Consider the following 15,195-nt stretch of genomic DNA (forward strand, 5'->3'; position numbering starts at 1 on the left):
CCGACCGTTGGTCGGGCGCTACCGTCCGGGAGGGCCCTGTGCCGGGCAAGCCCGGCACCTACGGTCGTTGCGTCGCGACTTCGAGATGGTTGAGTACGTAGGTCGGGGCTACGCCCCCGACTGCGATATCTGCGAGGCGTCGGGGGCGTGGCCCCGACCTGCAGATGCGGGGCTCGCCCGGCATGGAACCTTGCCGGTGAGGCCCCTGTGCCGGGCAAGCCCGGCACCTACGGGGCGGGCTTGTCGCGCAGTGCCGGCAGCAGGGTCCGCGGGTTGCCGTCGTTGGGCGCCGGGACGATGCCGGTCAGCCGCGCCAGCAGCGGGTAGACGTCGACGTTGTCGAAGGCCGGCAGCTGCATGCCCTGCCGGAACGACGGGCCGCGGGCGATGAACACCGCCTGCATCGACGGCAATGCCGGGTCGTAGCCGTGCGAGCCGCGGTTGCCCGGCGTGCGCTCGGCGATCGCCGCGCGGGTCAGGGCATCCCAGCCTTCGTGCATCTGGCAGATGATCGGCGGGATGCGCGGGTGGGTGCCGTAATGCCAGCGCGCCGGCAGCTGTTCCTTCTTCCAGCAGTCGTAGTGCGGGTGCGCGCCCAGCAGCGCCTTCTCCGCTTCCCGTTCGCGGCCCGGCTCGGGGGCGAAGCCGACCGACTGGCCGACCGATACCTCGCGCGCGATCTCCGGGGCGACCATGTCCTCGGTGGCGATGACCTGGCCTTCCGGCACGTTGGCCATGCCGTGGTCGGACACCACGATCACGTTGGTCGTCTCGAGCAGGCCGTCGCGGGCCATGCCGTCCAGCAGCAGGCCGATGGCCTGGTCCACGTCCTGCAGCGCGGCGGCGTACTCGGGCGAATCCGGGCCGTGGTGGTGGCCGGCCTTGTCCACGTGTTCCATGTAGGCGGCGACCAGCCGCGGCTTGCGGCCGTCGGGGGCACCTTCCAGCCACGACAGCACCAGTTGCATGCGCTCGGACAGCGGCACGCTTTCGTCGTAGGCGTGCCACTGGTTGGCCTGCACGCCGTGGATGGCGGCCTCGCTGCCCGGCCATGACCAGGTGGCGCTCTTGTAGCCGGCCTTCTCCACGCCCACCCAGATCGGCTCGCCGCCCCACCAGGCCGGGTTGCTCACCGCCTGGCGGTCGCTGAGGCGGAAGGCGCCCAGGTCCTCGGCGCTCATGCTGTTGTGGATGATGCCGTGGTGGTCGGGGCGCAGACCGGTGACCAGGGTGTAGTGGTTGGGGAAGGTCAGCGACGGATAGGACGGGTGCATGCCGGTGGCGTGCACGCCCTCGCGCGCCAGCCGCGCCAGGTTCGGGCTGTGGCCGCGCTCGACCATGTCCGCGCGCAGGCCATCGATGGACAGCAGCAGGACGGTCGGTGGCGCCGGTGTCGCCGGCGTGGAGCGGGGCGCGGAGGCGCAGGCGGCGAGCAGGGCACAGGCCAGTACCGCGGCGGGAAGGCGGAAGGAAATCATCGGGCCATGATAGAGGCCGATCGTGACGCCACGAATACGACTTTTGGCAGATGACCCGGCCGGATCAGCCGAACAGGTCGGCGACCTGCGCGCCGTCGTTGCCGACGCCTTCCAGCCGCAGCAGCGCGGCCTTGGTCGGCAGGCCGCCGCCGAAGCCGGTCAGCGAGCCGTCGTTGCCGATCACCCGGTGGCAGGGCAGCACGATGGGCAGCGGGTTGCGGCCGTTGGCGGCGCCGACCGCGCGGGTGGCGCTGGGGCGGCCGATGCGCTGCGCCAGTTGGCGGTAGCTCCAGGTGCTGCCGAACGGGATCTCGGCCAGTGCGTGCCAGACCTGCAACTGGAATTCGGTACCCACCGGGGCCAGCACCAGATCGAAATCGCGGCGCTTCCCGTGCAGGTAGTCCAGCAACTGCCGGCGCGGCTCGGCGACCGCATCCGGGTCGTGTTGCCAGTGCCCGCGGTCCTTCGCATCGTGGTGGTTCTCGGCGAACAGGATGTGGCGCAGGCCGGTGGCGTCGGCGGCCACGGTGAGCGGGCCGATGGGGGTGTCGAAGCGGTCGTAGTAGAGGGTCATGGTGGGAGCCTGTAGGTCGGGGCTACGTCCCCGGCGCGCGGGGAGTGCGGGAGGGGGCACCGTGCGCCGCCGGGGACGTGGCCCCGGCCTGCGATAGATGCCACAGATGCAGGACGGCGTAGGCGCGCCACGGCCGCCATGCCTGCGAGCGGGCCTCGGTGGCGCGTTCGCTCAGGCGCCGGCCTTCGCCCAGTACCTGCTGCAGCACCAGGTCGCCGGCCGGGAAGGCGTCGGGCATGCCCAGCGCGCGCAGCGCCATGTAGTGCGCGGTCCACGGGCCGATGCCGGGCAAGGCGGTGGCGTTGCGCACGAACTGCTCCAGCGTCTGCGCGCGGCTGAAATCCAGCCGGCCTTCGGCGCAGGCGCGGGCCACCGCGCGCAGCGTGGCGGCGCGGGTGCGCGGTAGGCCGATGCTTTCCAGCGGCGCGTCGGCCAGCGCGGCCGGGGCAGGGAACTGCCGGTCCAGCCCTTCCGGCAGGCCGGGCAGGTGTTCGCCGAAACGGTCTACCAGCCGCCGCGCCAGCGTGGTCGCCGCGGCGACGCTGACCTGCTGGCCCAGCACCGCGCGCGCCGCGATCTCGAAACCGTCCCAGCCACCGGGAATGCGCAGGCCAGGGCGCTCGGCGATGCCGCGCGCCAGCAGCGGTTCGTGGTTCAGGCAGGCGTGGACGGTGGCGAGGTCGGCATCGAGGTCGAACACGCGCCGCACCCTGGCGACGATCGCCGGGATCGTGCGTGCGTCGCTGGTGCCCAACTGCAGGCGCAGTTCCGGCCGCTTCGGGTCGGCGCTGACCCGGATCAGGCTGGCGCGGCCATTGGCGACGATCACGCGCTGGTAGCTGTGCTCGTCGATGCGCTCGATGCCGGGGATCGCGCGCTTGCGCAGGAAGCCGAGCATCGCCGCGAAATCCAGCGGCGGCCGGTACGCCAGCCGCAGCACCGGCTCGCCGCCGGGCACCGCGCCGTGCTGCCGGCGCAGAGCGCTGGGCGGCATGCCGCAGCCTTCGAGGAAGGCGCCGTTGAACCGGCGCAGGCTGTTGAAGCCGGCGGCCAGCGCGATTTCGGTGACCGGCAGGGCGGTTTCGGTCAGCAACTGCTTGGCCAGCAGCAGGCGCCGGGTGGCGTGCAGCTGCGCCGGCGTGGCGCCCAGCCTGGCAACGAACAGGCGTTGCAGCTGGCGCGTGCTCAGTTCCATCGCGTCGGCCAGCGCGGCGGCCGGCCGCTCCTGCAGGATGCCTTCGTCCAGCAGCGCCAGCGCGCGGTGCAGAGTGTGGTCCTGCATGAAATTGGCGTCGTCCGGCGACAGCTCGGGCCGGCAGCGCAGGCAGGGCCGGTAGCCGGCCGCGGCTGCCGCCGCCGCGGTGGGGTAGTAGCTGACGTTCTCGCGCCGCGGCGCCGGCGCCGGGCACACCGGCCGGCAATAGATGCCGGTGCTGCGCACGGCGGTGAAGAACAGGCCGTCGAAGCGCGCGTCGCGGGCCAAACGGGCCTGTTCGCATTGGTCATGGCTGGGCATGGAGAGCTGCATGGGGACCAGTCTAGGCCGTGCCGGCGATGCGTACTGGCCATTTCCGGACATCAATGCCGCGCGTGCAGGTGGCATTCGGGTGGGCGCCGGCAAGGCGAACTAGACTGGGGGCCCACTCAAGCGATGGTTCCCCATGCTGCGCAGATTCTGCTGGTCGCCGCTGTTGTGCCTCGGGTTGCTGGCCTGCCACCCCGCCGACAAGGGCAAGCCGTTGGCCGTGCCCGACCCGGCCGCGGTGCTGGCCGCCGACGGCGACCACATGGTGTCGATCAACGCCGCCGACGCGCCGCCGCCGCCCGCGCCGGTGCAGCCGGCCAAGGACAAGCCGTGGCCGGAGGTGGTGCTGGAGAACGGCAGGGCGTGGATCGGCTGCGATACCGACTACACCGGCGAGGCCGGCGACGGTACCGAGCTGGAAGCGCTGGACCGGCAGAGCCTGGATGCCGCGCTGGAACCCTGCCGCGAGCGCGGGCTGGTGCGGGTGCGCTATGTCGGCAAGATCAACCCCGCGTTCGCGGCGATGGTGTCGCGGCTGGCGGTGGTGGCCGATGTGATGGATATCGGCAAGCGCATCCTCGACCTGGATTCCAGCGGTGGCCAGGTGGAGGCGGCGATCGTCGCCGGCGACAGCATCGGCGAGTCCGGCTGGACCATCTGGGTGCGCGAAGGCTCGATCTGCCACAGCGCCTGCGTGTTCGTGCTGGCCGCCGGCGACAACCGGCTGATCTCCGGCAAGGTCGGCATCCACCGGATGATGCGCATCAGCTCCACCGCCACCTCGCGCGCCGAGCTGAACAAGGAGCTGCAGCAGGTCTACGACAACGTGAAGGACTACCTGCAGCGCAACGGCGTGGCGGTGGGCGTGGCCGACCTGATGATGACCGTGCCCAACCGCAGCCTGCGCCTGCTCAGCAACGCCGAGCTCAAGCAGTACGGGCTGGACGGCACCAACGCGGTGCAGGACGACCTGGAGCGGATCAAGCAGATGCGCAAGTGCGGCGACGATTTCGTGCGGCGCAAGGACGCCTTCCTGGTCGCCTTCGACCGCCAGTGCAAGCGCGAAGGCGCCGACCTGGAGGCGGTCACCACCTGCGGGCAGGCGCTGAAGGACCAGTACGGCTTCCCCGACGAAACCTGCCCGGACGAGAGCCCGCTGTCGGAACTCGGCAACGCGCTGCTGGAGCCGCCGCCGGCCCCGGCCGATCCGCCGGTGATCGCGCTGCCGGACGCTCCGGTCGCCAGCCACGAGGCCGGCACCTGAGTTCCTGACCCGGATCAAGGCCGCCACTGCCGCCGCTGCGTAGGCTGTGGCGATTACTGGATGACGCGGGAGCCATGAAGATGCGCGATGTCGATGTAGTGATTGTGGGGGCCGGGCCGGCGGGGCTGAGCCTGGCGCGCGGGCTGGCGGGTACCGGGCTGTCGGTGACGCTGGTCGAGCAGCAGCCGGCGGCGGCGCTGGCCGAGCCGGCGTTCGACGGCCGCGAGATCGCGCTGACCCACGCCTCGCGGCAGATCATGCAGGCGCTCGGGCTGTGGCAGCGCATCGACCCGGCGCAGGTGTCGCCGCTGCGCAGCGCCAAGGTGATGAACGGCGCCTCGCCGTTCGCCCTCGGCTTCGCCGCGGCCAAAGAAGGCGTGGAAGAACTGGGCTGGCTGGTCCCCAACCACCTGATCCGCCGCGCCGCGTGGGAGGCGGTGCAGGGGCAGGCGGGGCTGGAACTGGTCGATGGCGCCAAGGTGACCGCGATCGAAACCGACGCCCAGGCCAATACCGTGGTGCTCGACGATGGCCGCCGCCTTACCGCGCGGCTGGTGGTGGCCGCCGACAGCCGCTTCTCGGCGACCCGGCGGATGATGGGCATCGGCGCGCAGATGCGCGATTTCGGCAAGTCGATGCTGGTGTGCCGGCTGCGCCACGAGCGCCCGCACCGGCACGAGGCGTGGGAGTGGTTCGGCTATGGGCGCACGCTGGCGATGCTGCCGCTGCCCGGCGACCAGTGCTCGGCGGTGATTACCCTGCCGCCGCAGCAGATACAGGAGTTGATGGCGATGGACGAGGACGGCTTCGGCGAGGCCGTCGGCGGCTTCTTCGAGCAGCGTCTGGGCCGCATGCAGCCGGTGGGCACGCGCCACGTCTACCCGCTGGTGGGGGTGTACGCGCACCGCTTCGCCGGGCCGCGCTACGTGCTGGTCGGCGATGCCGCGGTGGGCATGCACCCGGTCACCGCGCATGGTTTCAACTTCGGCCTGCAGAGCCAGCAGCGGCTGGCGAAGTTGCTGGAGGAAGCGGCCGCGCGTGGCGGCGACATCGGCGCGGCCCCGCTGCTGGCCCGCTACGAGCGCAACCACCGCTTGGCGACGCGGCCGCTGTACGAGGCCACCAACGCCATCGCCGCGTTGTACAACGACGGCCGCCTGCCGGCGCGGGTGCTGCGCAACGCCGCCCTGCGCGTGGCACATGGCGTGGCGCCGTTCCGCAGGATGATCGCCGCGCACCTGACGCAGGCCAGGGAATAGGGAACGGGGAGCCGGGAATGGCGCAAACCGCGATGCGCGGTCATTCCCTGTTCCCCATTCCCCGTTCCCGGCTTCAACGCACCCGGATGCACACCTCGCCCAGTTCCACCCGCTGGCCCGCGCGGATCTTGCAGGCCTTGCGCAGTTCCACCACGCCATCCACGCGCACGTGGCCTTCGCCGATGATGACCTTGGCCTCGCCGCCGCTGCCGACCAGGTCGGTGAGCTTGAGCAGTTGCTTCAGTTCGACGTAGTCGCGGTCCAGTTCGAAGTCGATGGTCTGCATGGGGGCAACGCAATGGAGAAGGGCGCGATTATCACCCGTCGCGGCCGTCGTGGCCGCGGCAGGCCTCATTCCCGCTCGAACCGGCGCACTTCCTCCAGCAGCGCCCGCGCCCTGCGCAGGCTGTAGCCGGTGACGGCATCCTCCACCCTGCGGGCCAGCCGCGGCCGCACGGGGTTGCGCGCCCAGCGGTGGAAACAGGCGGTGCCCAGCCAGCCGAGCAGGCCGAGCGCAAGGCTGGCCCATACCCACGCCTGCGCGCCCGCGGAAGCCGGGGCCCGCGTCAACCCAGCAACGGCGACCACCACCACGATCCACATCACCCACCACGGCCAGCCGGCGAGCATGCCGTTGAACACGTGGAACCGGCGCAGCAGCCCGAGCTGTTTTTCGATGCGCAGCACCGGGGCGGCATAGTCGATGCGGGAGATCAGGGCAAGGGTGATGCCGGCCAGCGCCGCGCTCGCCACGCCGAACGCGTGCAGCGCCACGCCGGCGGCGAAATAGCCGGGGACGTCGAGGTTGCGTTTCCAGCAGGCGATGCCCAGCAGCACCAGCGCCACGCCCAGCGCCAGTTGCAGCCATTGCCCGAGCCGCAGCGGCGCAAGGCTGTGGCGCAGGCGTCGGCCGGTCTGCTCGCGCAGCAGTTGCAGCGACAGCGACTGCTGGCGCTCCATCTGCCGGCCCAGTTGCCGCCACAGGTCTTTCAGTTCGTCGGTTTCCATGTGGTACTCCTCACAGTTCGTTGCGCAGCCGCGCCTTGAGGCGGCCGATCTTGGTGGCGACGTTGGTTTCGCTCAGCCCCAGCACCTCGGCGATCTCGCGTTGCGGGCGTTCTTCCAGGTAGAGCAGCATCAGCGCGCGATCCAGCGGCGGCAGCGCGTGGATGAAGCGGTACAGGCGTTCGAGTTGCTGGCTGCGCTCGGGGTCGTGCGGCGCGGGGTCGGCCAGTGCATCGAGCGTGCCTTCGGCGGTTCCGGCCAGCGCCGGTGCGCGCATCCGCCCGCGCAGCTGCGAAATCGCCACGTTCAGCGCAATGCGGTACATCCACGTGGAAAACGGCCGCGCCGGGTCGTAGGACGGCCATGCCCGCCACAGCTGGGCGGCGATTTCCTGCATCAGGTCCTCGCGGTCCTCGCGTTGCCGGGCATAGCTGCCGGCCACCTTGGCGAGGATGCCGCGGTGCCGTTCCAGCAATTCGGCGAAAGGGGGCGGGGTGGGCGGCATGGGCGGTTTCGCGGGGAAGTTGCCGGGTGATTCGCCGGCAGGGGCGGGATATCACACCTGAATGGCGGCCATCGGCATTTTCGACAGCCGGCCCGCCAGGGCGCACAATAGACAACTTGCGCCCGCCCGTTCGCGGCGGTGCCGCCCCCGGAGTTCCCCAATGTCCCAAGAATCCCCCGCGCCGCTGCTGTTTGCAGATCTCGGCCTCTCCCAGCCTGTGATGAAAGCGGTGGCCGACGTCGGCTACGAAACCCCGTCGCCGATCCAGGCCGCCACCATCCCGGCGATGCTGGCCGGCCGCGACGTGCTCGGCCAGGCGCAGACCGGCACCGGCAAGACCGGCGCCTTCGCGCTGCCGGTGCTGTCCAACATCGACCTCAACGCCAGCAAGCCGCAGGTACTGGTGCTGGCGCCGACCCGCGAGCTGGCCATCCAGGTCGCCGAAGCCTTCCAGAGCTACTCGGTGGCGATGCCCGGCTTCCGCGTGCTGCCGGTGTACGGCGGCCAGCCCTACGGCCAGCAGCTGTCGGCGTTGCGCCGCGGCGTGCACGTCGTCGTCGGCACCCCCGGTCGCGTCATCGACCACCTCGACCGCGGCACGCTGGACCTGTCCGAGCTGAAGACGCTGGTGCTGGACGAAGCCGACGAAATGCTGCGCATGGGCTTCATCGACGACGTCGAAGCGGTGCTCAAGAAGCTGCCGGAAACCCGCCAGGTCGCACTGTTCTCGGCGACCATGCCGACCCAGATCCGGCGCATCGCGCAGACCTACCTGCGTGATCCGGTGGAAGTGACCATCGCCTCCAAGACCACCACCAGCGCCAACATCCGCCAGCGTTACTGGTGGGTCAGCGGCATGCACAAGCTCGACGCGCTGACCCGCATCCTCGAGGTGGAGCCGTTCGACGCGATGATCATCTTCGCGCGCACCAAGGCCGGCACCGAGGAACTGGCGGGCAAGCTGCAGGCCCGTGGCCTGGCCGCCGCCGCGATCAACGGCGACATGCAGCAGGCCCAGCGCGAGCGCACCATCGGCCAGCTCAAGGAAGGCAAGCTCGACATCCTGGTGGCCACCGACGTGGCCGCGCGCGGGCTGGACGTGGAACGCATCAGCCACGTGCTGAACTACGACATCCCCTACGACACCGAAAGCTACGTGCACCGCATCGGCCGCACCGGCCGCGCCGGCCGCAGCGGCGAGGCGATCCTGTTCGCGACCCCGCGCGAGAAGGGCATGCTGCGCCAGATCGAGCGCGCCACCCGGCAGCCGATCGAGGAAATGCAGCTGCCCAGCGTGGAGGCGGTCAACGACAACCGCATCAACAAGTTCACCGCGCGCATCAGCGACACCCTGGGCCAGGGCGGGCTGGATTTCTACCGGCAGTTGCTGGAGCGTTTCCAGGGCGAGCAGAACGTGCCGGCGATCGACGTCGCCGCCGCGCTGGCCAAGCTGTTGCAGGGCGATACCCCGTTCCTGCTGACCCCGCCGGTGCGCGAGCGCCGCGAGCCGCAGGCGGGCCGCAACGAGCGCCCGCAGCGCGATGGCGGCTTCCCGCGCCAGCGCGAGGAGCGTGGCGAACGTCCGTCGCGTTTCGAGCCGCGCTTCGAGCGTGGCCCGCGCCACGACGACGGCGAGCGCGGCCCGCGGCCGCCGCGTGGCGAAGGCGAGTCCGGTGAACGCCCGCGCCGGGAGATGCCGCCACGCAGCGCGCCGGAATTCGGCATGGAGACCTACCGCATCGAAGTGGGCCACGCGCATGGGGTGAAGCCGGCCAACATCGTCGGCGCCATCGCCAACGAGGCCGGGCTGGAAAGCCGCTACATCGGCCGCATCGACATCCACGACGACCACTCGGTGCTGGACCTGCCGGCGGAAATGCCGGCCGACACGCTGCAGCACCTGCAGAAGGTGTGGGTGTCCGGCCAGCAGCTGCGCATGCGCAGGGTCGAGCCGGGCGAAACGCAGGGCGCCGCGCCCGCGTTCAAGCCGCGCTTCGGCAAGGGCCCCAAGCCGGCCGGCCGCCCCGGCGGCCCGCGCAACGGCGGCCCCGGCGCGCGCCCGCATCGCGACGGCTTCAAGCCACGCGGCCCGCGCGGCGGCTGAACCAGCGCGGGCCTGCCGTTGCAGGCCCGTGCATGGGCGGCATCGCCGATGCCGGGCCACGTCCGGAAACCACCGTTTGCTTGATGCAGTGCCGGGCGGGGGGCCGGGCAATGTGATAATCACCGGCTGACACGGGAACAGCGGGTGGGGCAGATGCCGGAGCGGCAGGAAGTCGTGCGCGGTTGCACGGGATGGCGATGGGGAGCGTGGCTGCTGGCCGCGCTGCTGCTGTCCGTGGCGCCGGCGCTGTCCGCGTCGCCATTGCAGGGCAGGGACTACCTGTTGTTCGGCCATGCCACCGACCAGCAGGCGCCGGTGCGCGCCTGTACCCCCGAAATGCGCGAACGCCTGCAGGAGCGCATCGAGATCCCGCCGCCGGCCGGCGGCTGGTCGGGCGCGCCGCAGGCGCTGGAAGTGTTCAACGCCTTCCACGGCGAAGTGATGATCCATCAGGGCGAGCGCACCGTATGCGGCCATGCGCAGGATGCGCGCACCCGCGATTCGCGCTTCCGTGCCGGCACCGGCATGGTGGCGGTGCCGCCGGCCGGCAGCATGGCGCCGATCGAGGTGTCATGGGAACGCCCGCTCAAGCCCGGCTGGATTCCGGTGCTGCGGCTGGGCGCGCCCAGCCCGGTGCAGCAGCGCGACACCGCGCGGCTGCTGGTGCGCACCAGCTGCCTGGCCGTCGCATTGGCGCTGGCGTTGTCGGCGGTGATGGGGTTCCTGTCCACCCGCAGCCGCGACTTCCTGTTCTATGCGCTGGTGTGCCTGCTGATGATGCTGTGGCAGGCGGTGTTCAGCGGCCTGAGCGGCTATCCCCGGCCGTGGCTGCCCATCGGCAACGCCGCCCCGCAATGGCTGGTGGCGATGTCGGCACTGGCCTACGCGGCGCTGGTCTGGCTGATGTGGTGGATCTGCGGCGGCTGGCGGCGCTTCCCGGCCCTGCGTACCGGCCTGCGCTGGCTGTCGGCGCTGCTGCTGGGCATCGCGCTGCTGGCGCCGTGGCTGCCGTTCGCGGCGTTGTCGGTGGTGGCGGTCTGGCTGGACCACGGTTTCGCGGTGGCCTGCCTGCTGTCCTTCGCGGTGGGCGTGTGGCTGCTGCGGCGGCGCGACTACAACGCGATGGACGGCATCATCGCGCTGCTGCCGTTGTTGGCGATGGTGCTGGCCGACTGGCTCCACGCCGAATGGCTGGTCCGCTATCGCATCGAGGTCATCCAGCTGGCGGTGAGCTGGTTCCTGATCATCAGTGCCTTCAGCCTCAACCGCAGCCTGGACCTGCTGCGCCGGCAGCGCGACGAGATGCGCCAGCTCGCCGATACCGACATGCTGACCGGCCTGCCCAACCGCCGCGCTGGCCTGCGCCAGCTCGAGCGGCACATGCAGCAGAGCCGGAAGGACGCGCAGCCGCTGGCCATCGGCTTCCTCGACATCGACCTGTTCAAGCAGATCAACGACCGCTTCGGCCACGACGTCGGCGACGAAGTGCTGGTGTCGGTGGCCAATGCCCTGCTCGGCGCGGTGCGCAGCCGCGACGACGTGATCCGCATGGGCGGCGAGGAATTCCTGATCCTGCTGCCGGGCGCCGGCGCCGATACCGCGCTGCCGCGGCTGGAGCAGCTGCGCGACCGGGTCGGGCGACAGGCGCTGGAGCTGCGCCATGACGGGCTGGTGATCACCGCCAGCATCGGCCTGGCGGAAATGCAGCCGGACGACGACATGGCCGCGCTGCTGCGCCGCGCCGACAACGCCATGTACCGGGCCAAGCGCGGCGGCCGCAACCGCGTGGTCGACGCGCGCACCGAGCCGGACGTGATCTGACGCCCCGCGCTGTCCGGCGCCGGGGCGATGGCGGATAATCCGCCGATGACGACCCGACTCAACAAGCACATCGCCGAAACCGGCTTCTGTTCCCGCCGCGAGGCCGACCGCCTGCTCGGCGCGCGCCGGGTCACCGTCAACGGCGTCGTCGCCGGCACCGGCGCGGTGGTAGGCGAGGGCGACGAGGTGCGCGTCGACGGCCAGCCGCTGCGCGCCCGCGCGGTGCAGAAAAGCACCGGCCGCAAGCACGTCTACATCGCGCTGAACAAGCCGGTGGGCGTCACCTGCACCACCGAGAGCGCGGTCAAGGGCAACATCGTCGACTTCGTCGGCCATGAACAACGCATCTTCCCGATCGGCCGCCTGGACAAGGATTCGGAGGGACTGATCCTGCTGACCAGCAACGGCGACATCGTCAACCAGATCCTGCGCGCCGAGAACGGCCACCAGAAGGAATACCTGGTGGCGGTGAACAAGCCGGTCACCGACGAATTCCTGCGCGGCATGGCGCGCGGCGTGCGCATCCACGAGCAGACGACGCTGCCGTGCCGCGCCACCCGCATCGCCAAGTTCGGCTTCCGCATCGTGCTGCAGCAGGGCCTGAACCGGCAGATCCGGCTGATGGCCGCCGCCTTCGGCTACCGCGTCACCCAGCTGCGCCGCGTGCGCATCGACAACATCAAGCTCGGCGCGCTCAAGCCGGGCCAGTGGCGCAACCTCACCGAACAGGAACTGCGCGGGCTGCTGCCGCAACAGCAGCAGTTCTGATGTACCGGAACCTGTAGGAGCGCACCTTGGTGCGCGATGGCTTTCCCGGTGAAGCCCCATCGCGCACCAAGGTGCGCTCCTACGGTTACAGCCCGGCGGACTCCGCCTTCCGCCCGCGATTGAGCAGCGGATGCAGGAACACCGCACCGAGGATGATCGCCACGCCCAGATAGAACAGCGGCGTCAGCTCGCGCTGCTCGCCGAGGAACAGCATCGCCAGCACGATGGCGTACACCGGCTCCAGGTTCGTCACCAGCTGCACCGTGTAGGCGCTGAGGTGGCGCAGCGCCACCAGCGCCAGCGCGAACGGCAGCAGCGTGCACAGGCCCGCCAGTGCCAGCAGCAGCACCCCGTCGTGCAGGTTCGGGACCACCCACAACGGGCTGGCCAGCGCCGGCAGCAGCAACGGCAGGGCCGGCGCCAGCAGGGTGAGGGTGAGCGTGCCGGCACCCAGTTCCAGCGCGGTGACGGTCAGCGGATCGGCATGGCTGACCAGCCGCTTGTTGAGCGAGCCGAACAGGGCCACCAGCAGGGCTGACAACGCGCCGATCAGCACGCCCAGGCGCATGCCGTCGGGCACACCGCCGACCATCAGCACCACGCCCGGCAGCACCGCCAGGCCGAAGGCCAGCTCGCGCGGCCGGAACGGGCGCTTGGCGATCCATGGCTCGACGACGGCGGTGAACACCGGCGCCAGCGCGATGCAGGTGGCCGCCACCGAGGCGTTGGCCAGCTTCACCGCGCCGTAGAACGTGAGCCAGTGCAGCGCCACCAGCGCGCCGACGCCGCAGTAGCCCAACACCAACCGCGGGCTGAGCGCCGCCAGCCCGCGCCACATGCGCGGCAGCAGCGCCAGCATCGCCACCACCAGCAGCATGCGCCACCACACCAGCGGCAGCGCCGGCAGGGTGATGAGCTTGCCGAGGATGGCGGTCACGCCCCACAGCAGCACGCAGAAGTGGATTTGCAGCAGGGCGGTGCGGGTGGCAGCGTTCGGCATGCGCGGATTGTCGCCGAAGTCCCCGCGGTTGCGGGGCTGGAACGGACCATGCATAGGTGCGGCGCTTGCTCCGCACATGGCTCCACCGGGAAGGCCACCGTGCGGAGCAAGCACCGCACCTACACCCGCACGGCGCTCGCGTTACCATCGGCCGCTACCGAACCGGAGGGTGGTGCATTGAACAAGTGGCTGGGGAGCGGATTGATGCTCGCGATGAGCGTGGCGGTGCAGGCGAACGCGCAGGAGGCCGGGGTGCCGGCGGAGTTGCAGCAACTGGATGCCACCGTGGAACGGGTGCGCCAGCAGTTCGACGTGCCCGGCATCGCCGTGGCCGTGGTCAAGGACGGCAAGGTGCTGCTGGAGCGCGGCTGGGGCGTGCGCGAGATCGGCAAGCCCGAGCCGGTGCAGGCCGACACCCTGTTCGCCATCGCCTCCAACACCAAGGCCTTCACCGCCACCTCGCTGAACCTGCTGGCCGAGGAAGGCAAGCTGAAGATGGACGACCGGGTGATCGACCACCTGCCGTCGTTCCGCATGTCCGACCCCTACGTCACCGGCGAAATGCGCATCCGCGACCTGCTCTCGCACCGCAGCGGCCTGACCCTCGGCGCCGGCGACCTGCTGTTCTGGCCCACCACCACCTACAGCAACGCCGAGGTGGTGGCGCGGCTGGCGCAGGTGCCGCTCAAGGGCGGCTTCCGTGACCGCTACGCCTACGACAACATCCTCTACGCGGTGGCGCAGCAGGTGATCGAGAAGGTGTCGGGCCTGAGCTATGCCGACTTCCTGCAGCAGCGCATCTTCGACAAGGTCGGCATGGCCGGCACCCGCTACAACGCCGACCACCTGCGGCCCGGCGACAAGGCCGCCATCGGCCACGCCAAGTACGACTACGCCGAACTGCGCCCGGTGGCGCCGCTGACCTGGTCCAACAACGCCGGCGCCGGCGGCATCTATTCCAGCGTGCACGACCTGTCCAAATGGATGAACGTGCAACTGGCTGGCGGCAAGCTCGCCGACGGCACGCCGCTGTTCTCGGACAAGACCCAGCAGCAGATGTGGCAGATGCAGATCCCGCAGGTGGTGGCCAAGCCGTCGGTGCCGGAACTGGCCGACGCCGTGCCCAACTTCGCCGGTTACGGCGAAGGCTGGAGCCTGAGCGACTACCGCGGGCAGAAGCTGGTATGGCACACCGGCGGCTGGCCGGGGCAGGTGTCGCGCCTGACCCTGGTGCCCGGGCAGAACCTCGGCGTGGTGGTGCTGACCAACCAGGAAGTGGGTGCGGCGTTCAACGCCATCACCCTGAGCGTGCTCGACGCCATGCTGGGCGCGCCCGGGCACGACTGGGTGGCCGCCTACGCCGCCGCCGTCGCCAAGGCACAGGACAATGCCGACGAAGGCTGGCAGAAGCACGTCGCCGCCCGCGATGCGAAGAGCAAACCTTCGCTGCCGTTGTCCGGTTACGCCGGCGGCTATCGTGACGCGTGGTATGGCGACGTGTTCGTCGAACCGGCCAAGGGCAAGCTGCGCCTGCGCTTCGGCGCCACCGCCGACCTGCAGGGCACGCTGGAGCACTGGCAGCATGACACCTTCATCGTGCGCTGGGACAACCGCTCGCTCAACGCCGACGCCTTCGTCAACTTCAGCCTCGACCCGGACGGCAAGGTGCGCGAGGTGCGCATGCAGGCGATCTCGTCGCTGACCGACTTCAGCTTCGACTTCCAGGACCTGCTGCTGAAGCCGCTGGAAATGTAGATGCGGGGCTTGCCCCGCATGTGGCTGTGCCGGGAACGCCCGTGCCGGGTAAACCCGGCACCTACGCTTGTGGGTTGTCGCGCATTGTGAACATGGATGCGAGGCTCGCCCCGCACGGGAACATGCACGCAACCGGC

General features: G+C 70.6%; 13 protein-coding genes. 6 read left to right on the plus strand and 7 right to left on the minus strand.

Annotation, left to right across the window (positions count from 1 at the left end; all coding sequences use genetic code 11):
• Window positions 1-227: 227 nt before the first annotated feature.
• The 3 genes from ABB34_RS12585 to ABB34_RS12595 form a co-directional block, all read right to left on the minus strand.
• Entirely contained in the window at window positions 228-1,478 is a 1,251-nt protein-coding gene (locus tag ABB34_RS12585; protein ID WP_057641674.1) for an alkaline phosphatase family protein, read from the minus strand.
• 64 nt (window positions 1,479-1,542) lie between these two features.
• The gene (locus tag ABB34_RS12590; RefSeq protein WP_057641675.1) at window positions 1,543-2,052 is read right to left on the minus strand and encodes a methylated-DNA--[protein]-cysteine S-methyltransferase; all 510 of its coding nucleotides are present in this window, start codon (window positions 2,050-2,052) and stop codon (window positions 1,543-1,545) included.
• 22 nt (window positions 2,053-2,074) lie between these two features.
• Entirely contained in the window at window positions 2,075-3,580 is a 1,506-nt protein-coding gene (locus ABB34_RS12595) for a DNA-3-methyladenine glycosylase 2 (protein WP_057641676.1), read from the minus strand.
• 133 nt (window positions 3,581-3,713) lie between these two features.
• On the opposite strand from ABB34_RS12595, the gene ABB34_RS12600 reads away from it, so the two are divergent.
• Both ABB34_RS12600 and ubiM read left to right on the plus strand, forming a co-directional pair.
• Entirely contained in the window at window positions 3,714-4,841 is a 1,128-nt protein-coding gene (locus ABB34_RS12600; protein WP_057641677.1) for a COG3904 family protein, read from the plus strand.
• An 80-nt stretch (window positions 4,842-4,921) separates the two neighbouring features.
• Window positions 4,922-6,100, plus strand: coding sequence for a 5-demethoxyubiquinol-8 5-hydroxylase UbiM (ubiM, locus tag ABB34_RS12605; RefSeq protein WP_057641701.1), 1,179 nt, complete (start codon window positions 4,922-4,924; stop codon window positions 6,098-6,100).
• Between the two features lie 73 nt (window positions 6,101-6,173).
• Here ubiM and ABB34_RS12610 read toward each other — a convergent pair whose 3' ends face one another.
• The 3 genes from ABB34_RS12610 to ABB34_RS12620 form a co-directional block, all read right to left on the minus strand.
• Window positions 6,174-6,386, minus strand: coding sequence for an RNA-binding S4 domain-containing protein (locus ABB34_RS12610; RefSeq protein WP_057641678.1), 213 nt, complete (start codon window positions 6,384-6,386; stop codon window positions 6,174-6,176).
• Between the two features lie 65 nt (window positions 6,387-6,451).
• Window positions 6,452-7,108, minus strand: coding sequence for a hypothetical protein (locus tag ABB34_RS12615; RefSeq protein WP_057641679.1), 657 nt, complete (start codon window positions 7,106-7,108; stop codon window positions 6,452-6,454).
• Window positions 7,109-7,118: 10 nt separating this feature from the next.
• Window positions 7,119-7,610, minus strand: coding sequence for an RNA polymerase sigma factor (locus ABB34_RS12620; protein ID WP_057641680.1), 492 nt, complete (start codon window positions 7,608-7,610; stop codon window positions 7,119-7,121).
• 160 nt (window positions 7,611-7,770) lie between these two features.
• Between ABB34_RS12620 and ABB34_RS12625 the strand changes: the two genes are divergently transcribed.
• The 3 genes from ABB34_RS12625 (at window position 7,771) to ABB34_RS12635 (ending at window position 12,303) form a co-directional block, all read left to right on the plus strand.
• A complete protein-coding gene (locus ABB34_RS12625) occupies window positions 7,771-9,714 on the plus strand; it encodes a DEAD/DEAH box helicase (protein WP_057641681.1) in 1,944 nt (647 codons plus the stop codon).
• A 153-nt stretch (window positions 9,715-9,867) separates the two neighbouring features.
• The gene (locus ABB34_RS12630) at window positions 9,868-11,535 is read left to right on the plus strand and encodes a sensor domain-containing diguanylate cyclase (RefSeq protein ID WP_057641682.1); all 1,668 of its coding nucleotides are present in this window, start codon (window positions 9,868-9,870) and stop codon (window positions 11,533-11,535) included.
• Between the two features lie 45 nt (window positions 11,536-11,580).
• Entirely contained in the window at window positions 11,581-12,303 is a 723-nt protein-coding gene (locus tag ABB34_RS12635; protein WP_057641683.1) for a pseudouridine synthase, read from the plus strand.
• Between the two features lie 85 nt (window positions 12,304-12,388).
• Here ABB34_RS12635 and ABB34_RS12640 read toward each other — a convergent pair whose 3' ends face one another.
• Complete coding sequence (locus ABB34_RS12640; protein ID WP_057641702.1) at window positions 12,389-13,303, minus strand: DMT family transporter; 915 nt, start codon at window positions 13,301-13,303, stop codon at window positions 12,389-12,391.
• Window positions 13,304-13,507: 204 nt separating this feature from the next.
• Between ABB34_RS12640 and ABB34_RS12645 the strand changes: the two genes are divergently transcribed.
• Window positions 13,508-15,058, plus strand: a complete 1,551-nt coding sequence (locus ABB34_RS12645) for a serine hydrolase (RefSeq protein ID WP_152979622.1) — start codon at window positions 13,508-13,510, stop codon at window positions 15,056-15,058.
• Window positions 15,059-15,195: the final 137 nt, after the last annotated feature.

The organism is Stenotrophomonas daejeonensis, from assembly GCF_001431505.1.
Lineage (GTDB): Bacteria > Pseudomonadota > Gammaproteobacteria > Xanthomonadales > Xanthomonadaceae > Stenotrophomonas > Stenotrophomonas daejeonensis.

What these genes read in the sequence shown, in the direction of transcription:
- ABB34_RS12620 (WP_057641680.1), bottom strand. Translation starts at nt 7,610, where the DNA reads ATGCCGCCCACCCCGCCCCCTTTCGCCGAATTGCTGGAACGGCACCGC.
- ABB34_RS12590 (WP_057641675.1), bottom strand. Translation starts at nt 2,052, where the DNA reads ATGACCCTCTACTACGACCGCTTCGACACCCCCATCGGCCCGCTCACC.
- ABB34_RS12615 (WP_057641679.1), bottom strand. Translation starts at nt 7,108, where the DNA reads ATGGAAACCGACGAACTGAAAGACCTGTGGCGGCAACTGGGCCGGCAG.
- ABB34_RS12600 (WP_057641677.1), top strand. Translation starts at nt 3,714, where the DNA reads ATGCTGCGCAGATTCTGCTGGTCGCCGCTGTTGTGCCTCGGGTTGCTG.
- ABB34_RS12610 (WP_057641678.1), bottom strand. Translation starts at nt 6,386, where the DNA reads ATGCAGACCATCGACTTCGAACTGGACCGCGACTACGTCGAACTGAAG.
- ABB34_RS12585 (WP_057641674.1), bottom strand. Translation starts at nt 1,478, where the DNA reads ATGATTTCCTTCCGCCTTCCCGCCGCGGTACTGGCCTGTGCCCTGCTC.
- ubiM (WP_057641701.1), top strand. Translation starts at nt 4,922, where the DNA reads ATGCGCGATGTCGATGTAGTGATTGTGGGGGCCGGGCCGGCGGGGCTG.
- ABB34_RS12645 (WP_152979622.1), top strand. Translation starts at nt 13,508, where the DNA reads ATGCTCGCGATGAGCGTGGCGGTGCAGGCGAACGCGCAGGAGGCCGGG.
- ABB34_RS12630 (WP_057641682.1), top strand. Translation starts at nt 9,868, where the DNA reads ATGCCGGAGCGGCAGGAAGTCGTGCGCGGTTGCACGGGATGGCGATGG.
- ABB34_RS12635 (WP_057641683.1), top strand. Translation starts at nt 11,581, where the DNA reads ATGACGACCCGACTCAACAAGCACATCGCCGAAACCGGCTTCTGTTCC.
- ABB34_RS12625 (WP_057641681.1), top strand. Translation starts at nt 7,771, where the DNA reads ATGTCCCAAGAATCCCCCGCGCCGCTGCTGTTTGCAGATCTCGGCCTC.
- ABB34_RS12640 (WP_057641702.1), bottom strand. Translation starts at nt 13,303, where the DNA reads ATGCCGAACGCTGCCACCCGCACCGCCCTGCTGCAAATCCACTTCTGC.
- ABB34_RS12595 (WP_057641676.1), bottom strand. Translation starts at nt 3,580, where the DNA reads ATGCAGCTCTCCATGCCCAGCCATGACCAATGCGAACAGGCCCGTTTG.